The organism is Streptomyces jumonjinensis, assembly GCF_009600885.1.
GTDB classification, from domain to species: Bacteria; Actinomycetota; Actinomycetes; order Streptomycetales; family Streptomycetaceae; genus Streptomyces; species Streptomyces jumonjinensis.
In genome coordinates this window covers 31,734-37,494 of record NZ_VCLA01000204.1, presented here as the reverse complement: position 1 = coordinate 37,494, position 5,761 = coordinate 31,734, and the positions used below count along the sequence as shown (strand labels likewise).

Annotated in this window: 4 protein-coding genes; 3 read left to right on the top strand and 1 reads right to left on the bottom strand. The window is 73.8% G+C overall.

Features of this window, described 5'->3' with window-relative positions:
* Nucleotides 1–312 precede the first annotated feature (312 nt).
* The 3 genes from FF041_RS37025 (at nucleotide 313) to FF041_RS37015 (ending at nucleotide 4,140) form a co-directional block, all read left to right on the top strand.
* Nucleotides 313–1,728, top strand: coding sequence for a cytochrome P450 family protein (locus FF041_RS37025; protein ID WP_323393702.1), 1,416 nt, complete (start codon nucleotides 313–315; stop codon nucleotides 1,726–1,728).
* Between the two features lie 164 nt (nucleotides 1,729–1,892).
* Nucleotides 1,893–2,426 (top strand): GNAT family N-acetyltransferase, encoded by a 534-nt coding sequence (locus FF041_RS37020; protein ID WP_153527141.1) that lies wholly within the window; start codon nucleotides 1,893–1,895, stop codon nucleotides 2,424–2,426.
* A gap of 262 nt (nucleotides 2,427–2,688) precedes the next feature.
* Nucleotides 2,689–4,140, top strand: a complete 1,452-nt coding sequence (locus FF041_RS37015) for an aminotransferase class V-fold PLP-dependent enzyme (protein ID WP_153527139.1) — start codon at nucleotides 2,689–2,691, stop codon at nucleotides 4,138–4,140.
* A 34-nt stretch (nucleotides 4,141–4,174) separates the two neighbouring features.
* Here the strand turns inward: FF041_RS37015 and FF041_RS37010 are convergent.
* A partial coding sequence (locus tag FF041_RS37010; protein WP_153527177.1) for an ABC transporter permease occupies nucleotides 4,175–5,761 on the bottom strand: 1,587 nt, incomplete at its 5' end.

Below are 5,761 nucleotides of genomic sequence, written 5' to 3'. Positions count from 1 at the left end.
GGGCCGCCGCCCGCCGTCCCGAAGCGGACCCTCGCACGGCCGTCCCGAAGCGACCCCGGGCTGCCGCCCCCCTGCCCGAAGCCGACCCTGGCACGGCCGTCCCGAACGGTCGTCGGAACGGCCGTCCCGACGGCGTGACCGGCCGAAACGCAACAGGGATATGCTGCCTGCGGCTCAGGAACCGGTCTGACCGCGGCAGAGCCCGCGGCACCGGCGTCCGACGCCGGCACAGATGTTCATGAGCGCCCCGCCGGGAACCTCCGTGACCTTGTCCGCCCGCCCGGTGCTCCTCCCCCTGGCTTCGGAGGCTTTGTGACCACCCCGCGCCCAGACGTCCCCAGCGACGGCCCCGCGTCCGTGCCGCCCCCCGGCTGCCCCGCGCACGACATGGGCCCCGACGGGCTGCACCGGCTCTACGGACCCGTGGCGGAGGCCGACCCCCGGGCGATGTACGAACTGCTGCGACGGGAGTACGGTCCGGTCGCACCGGTGCTGCTCCACGGCGACCTGCCCGCCTGGCTCGTGCTCGGGCACCGCGAGATCCTCGAAGTGGTCCGTACGCCCTCGCTGTTCACCCGCGACTCCCGTCACTGGTCCATGTTCCAGCAGGGCAGGGTCGCACCCGACTCCCCGCTCACCCCGATGCTCGCCTGGCAGCCGCTGTGCGCCTTCGCCGACGGCGATGAGCACGCCCGGCTGCGCGGCGCGGTCACGGACGGGCTCGCGCAGTTCAACCGCCACGGTGTACGCCGCTATGTCACCCGTCACACCCGCCGGCTGGTCGAGTCCTTCGCGGAGGCCGGCGAGGCGGATCTGATCCGCGACTACGCCGAGAAGCTGCCGATGCTGGTGATGACCCAGCTCCTCGGCCTGCCCGAGGAGAACGCCGCCCGGCTCGCCGACGCGTCCCCCGGTCCGATGAGGGACGCCGGGACCGCCCGGGCGGACGACGACTTCGCGAGGGACACGCTGCGCGCCCTCGTCCGGCGCAAGCGGCAGCGGCCGGGCCGGGATCTCGCCAGCAGCCTGATCTCCCATGAGTCCGGCCTCACCGAGGACGAGGTCGTCGAGCATCTGCGGCTGGTGCTCGTCGCCGCCCATGAGACGACGGTCAATCTGATAGCCAACACGCTCCGGCTGGTGCTGACCGACCGCCGCTTCCGCGCCAGTCTCTCCGGCGGCCAGATGACCCTGCCCGACGCGCTGGAGCAGGTGCTCTGGGACGCTCCGCCGCTGTCGACGATCCCGGGGCGGTGGGCTGTCGGGGACACCGTGCTGGGCGGTCGCCGGATCAAGGCCGGGGATCTGATGATGCTCGCCCTCGCGGCGGGCAACACCGACCCGGCCATCCGGCCCGATCTGTCGGCCCCCGTCCACGGCAACCGCTCGCACCTCTCCTTCAGCGGCGGCCCGCACGCATGCCCGGGGCAGGACATCGGCCGTGCCATCGCCGACACCGGCATCGACACCCTGCTGACGCTGCTGCCCGGACTCGAGCTCGCGGTCTCCGAGGCCGCTCTCGTCACCAGCGCCGCCTGGCTGAACGAGCGGGTGGAGTCCCTCCCCGTACGGTTCACGCCACAGCGGCCGGGAGCCGCGCCGGCCGACGAGGAGAGCACACCGCAGGAGCGGCCCCGGCCGCTGCCGGCCGCCGTGGGCGCCCCCGGCTCCGCGACGGACCGGCCGGGGTCCGGACCCCGCCCGTGGTGGAAGTCCCTCCTCGGCTGAACCGGCTGAACCGGCCGAACCGGCTGAACCGGCTGGGCGGTGCGCGGCGGCCGGCGCCGGGCTCGGCCGCCGGAGCACCGCCGTCCGGGCCCGGCCGGCGGGCCGTACGCCGAAGGGTCGCGCCGGTTACCGCCCATGCCCTGCTCTGGGAGAGGATGGGCCGCATGACCGAGATCCGTACGCCCCGCCTCATCCTCCGCCGCTGGTACGACAGCGACCTCGCCCCGATGGCGGACATCAACGCGGACCCCGACGTCATGCGCTGGATCGGCGACGGGTCGGTCCAGGACCTGGACCGGACGGCGGAGGACATCGAGCGCTGGGAGGAGGAGTGGGACGAGGAGGGTTTCGGGCTCTTCGCCGTCGAGCTGCTGGCCTCCGGCGAGCTGGCCGGATTCACCGGCCTGTCCGTGCCGGAGTCCCTGCCGGAGGTGCTGCCCGCCGTGGAGATCGTCTGGAGGCTCGGCCGGCAGTTCTGGGGCCAGGGGTACGCCTCCGAAGCCGCCCACGCGACGCTGGAGTTCGCGCTCCAGGACCGGGGGCTCGACCGTGTCGTCAGCATCAGCCGGGTGGGCGACGACGCCTCCGAGAATGTGGCGCGCAAACTCGGCATGACGCTTGAGCGCGAGACGACCGACCCGGTCCATGGATTCGCGCTGCATGTCCACGCCATCGACCTGACCGAGTACGACGGCTGAGCACGCCCGCGCCGCCGGGTCCTGCCGCACCACCCCCGGCGCGCGCGCCGCGCCCGCGGCACACACCGCGGCACACCGCCGGCGGCCGTCCCCCGGGTACCTGCCCGCGACGCGCCCGTGCCCTGCGCCCCTTTCGCCCCGCGCGTGTTCCAGCGCGCGGTACGGGCGTCCGCGACAGCAGGCGACCGTACCGCACGGCGTTCTTGCCGACCCGCCCTGACCTGCCGCATCCTGGCATCAGGGGAGCCGGACAGGGGATGGCATGACCGAGAATCTCACCGAGACCGACGACCGACGCACGCCTGTGAAACATCCCGACGGCACCACGGACGGAGCGGAGTTCGACCGTATACGCGCCGCTGAATACGGCTATCTCGATGAGACCGGCCATATATATCTCGATTACACCGGCGCGGCCCTGCCCGCCCGTCGACAGCTGCACGCGCAGACCGAGCGGCTCACCCGGGGCGTGTTCGGGAACCCGCACACCGAGAGCCCGGCCTCCGCCCCCAGCACCGCACTCGTGGAGCGGGCCAGAGAGCGGGTCCTCGACTTCGCCGGCGCCGACCCCGCCGAGTACACCGTCGTCTTCACCGCCAACGCCACCGCCGCCTGCCGGCTCGTCGGCGAGGGGTATCCCTTCCGCCGCCGGCACGCCGAACTGCTGCTCACCCTGGACAACCACAATTCCGTCAACGGACTGCGCGAGTTCGCCCGCGCCCGGCGGGCGTCCACCACCTACATCCCCCTCACCGAACCGGATCTGCGGGTCGCCGACGAGGAGCTGGAGACGGCCCTGCGGGGCCGGCGCGGCGGACGCGGACTCTTCGCGTTTCCGGCGCAGAGCAACTTCAGCGGGGTCCACCACCCCCTGGAGTGGATACCGTACGCGCGTGAGCGCGGCTGGCATGTACTGCTCGACGCGGCGGCGTTCGCCGCCTCCAACCCGCTGCGGCTGAGCCGCTGGAACGCCGACTTCACCGTGCTCAGCTGGTACAAGGTCTTCGGCTATCCCACCGGGGTGGGCGCTCTGATCGCCCGTACCAGCGCCCTGGCGCTGCTGCGGCGGCCCTGGTTCTCCGGCGGCACCATCCAGGTCGTCAGCGCACAGGGGCAGTGGCACCGCCTCGCCGAAGGGGCGGCGGCCTTCGAGGACGGCACCGTCAACTTCCATGCGATCCCCGAGGTCTGCACCGGGCTCGACTGGGTCGAGTCCATCGGCGTCGACGCCGTGCACGACCATGTCGCCCGGCTCACCTCCCGGCTGCTGTCCGGCCTCGCCCGGCTGCGGCACAGCGACGGCAGGCCGCTGACCCGGCTCTACGGGCCGCGTACCGTCCAGCGCCGGGGCGGCACCGTGGCGCTCAACGTCCTCGACGCGGGCGGCGCCGTCGTCGACGAGCGGATCGTCTCCCGCGACAGCACCGCCGCCCGGATCTCGCTGCGCACCGGATGCTTCTGCAACCCGGGCGCGGGCGAGGCCGCCTTCGCGATCGGGACGCGGGCGCTGCGGCGCACCGGCCGTGAGCGCGCCGCGCTCACCATGGAGGACTACCTCACCCGGCTCGGTCTGCCGTCGGGCGGCGCGGTCCGGGTGTCGGTGGGCCTTCCCTCCAGCACGGGCGATGTGGATGCGCTGCTGCGCTTCCTGGAGACCACCTACCGCGACCGGGTCCCGTCGTCCGACGGTCTCACCCCCCGCACCACCTGCTGACCCCGGGGCCGGGCACGCGCCGGCGACCCGCGGGTCAGCGGCGCCCGCCCGATCCGCCGACGAGCGGCCTGGCGAGGGTGGGGCAGCGGCGGTTCAGCAGCCACCAGGCCGCCAGCAGGAAGAGCACGGTGCAGCCGGCCAGGATCAGCCAGCGCGACCAGGGGGAGTGGGCGAAGCTGTCCCCGTACGCCGCGAGCAGCGGCGGCCCCAGCGGTGAGGCCCCCCGCGCCCACAGCTCCTCCAGCCCGGCACCTGCGCCCAGCGCCTCGAACGCCCAGCGGTTCGTCATCGCGACACTGAGCCACTGCCCGGCCGCCGCCATCAGCGGCACCGGTACGAACGCCCCCGAGAACAGCACCTGGGGAAAGCAGAGCAGCGGCAGCATCAGCGCGGCCTGCCCCGGATCGGAGACGGCCGCGGAGGTCAGCAGCCCCAGCGCCAGTCCGGCGGCGGACGCCAGCGCGCTGGTGACGAAGAGGGTTCCATAGACCCCCGGCCCGGCGTGCGGCAGCCGGTCCCCGGCCCGCAGCACCCCGAGCAGGATCGCGTCGGCGAGAGCCAGCACCGGCAGCAGCAGGGTGACCTTGGACGCGAGATAGGGGCCGAGCCGCAGAGTGGTGAGCCGTTCCCGGCGGACCACGGCGAGTTCGGCGCAGATCTGGAGCAGACCGTAGGCGAGCCCGAAGAAGAACGCCCCGAACGCGATCCAGAACAGCACCATCGCCGTGGACGACGGACTCGGCCGCGCCGGATCGAAGACCCCCGGCCTGAACAGCAGTGCGAACATCGCCACGATCATCAGCGGGGAGCCCACCACGATCGCCGTCGACAGCCGGTCGCGCAGCAGAAGCTCACCGCCGCGCCGGGTGAGCAGCAGCCACTGCGCCAGCGGGCCGGGCCCGCTCCGGGGCCCGTACCGCCGCGCCCCCGGGACCGCCGGGGAGTCCGCCGCCGGACGGCCCCGGGCGTCCTCCGTGCCTTCGCCGTTCCCGGTGTTCCTGCTGAGCCCGCTGCTCCCGGTGTTCTCCGTGCTCTCCGTGGACCCGGCGACCGTCGCGTACACCTCGGTGAAATTCCGCGCCCCGAAGTGGCGCAGCACCTCCTCCGGGGCCCCCGCGTGCCCGAAGGAGCCGTCGGGGGCGAGGAAGACCACCTGGTCGCAGCGGTCGAGATGAGCGGGGGAGTGGGTGGTCAGCACCACCGTGACCCCGGAGGCCGCGAGCTCGGCGAGGGTGTCCATGAGCCGGTCGCCGGCCGCCGGGTCGAGCCCCGACGCCGGCTCGTCCAGGAACAGCGCCCGGGGACGGGCCAGCAACTCCACCGCGATCCCCGCCCTCTTGCGCTCGCCGCCGCTGAGCGTCCCCACGCTCTGCCCGGCGCGGGCGAGCAGCCCCAGCTCCCGCAGCACCCGGTCGACCGCGCCGGAGTCCGCGCCGCGCAGCCGGGCCGCGTACTCCAGGCTGCGCCGCAGCCCGAGCCCCCGGTGCAGAATGTCGTCCTGGGGGACGAAGCCGAACACGAGTGCGGCGTCGGTCGGTTCGACGCCGTCGTGGCGCACCAGACCGCTCGTCGGCCGCCGAAGTCCGGCGAGGGTCTCCAGGAGCAGGGTCTTGCCCGCGCC

Excerpts from the sequence above, each read along its gene's own strand:
- FF041_RS37020 (WP_153527141.1), top strand. The coding sequence starts at position 1,893 with ATGACCGAGATCCGTACGCCCCGCCTCATCCTCCGCCGCTGGTACGAC.
- FF041_RS37015 (WP_153527139.1), top strand. The coding sequence starts at position 2,689 with ATGACCGAGAATCTCACCGAGACCGACGACCGACGCACGCCTGTGAAA.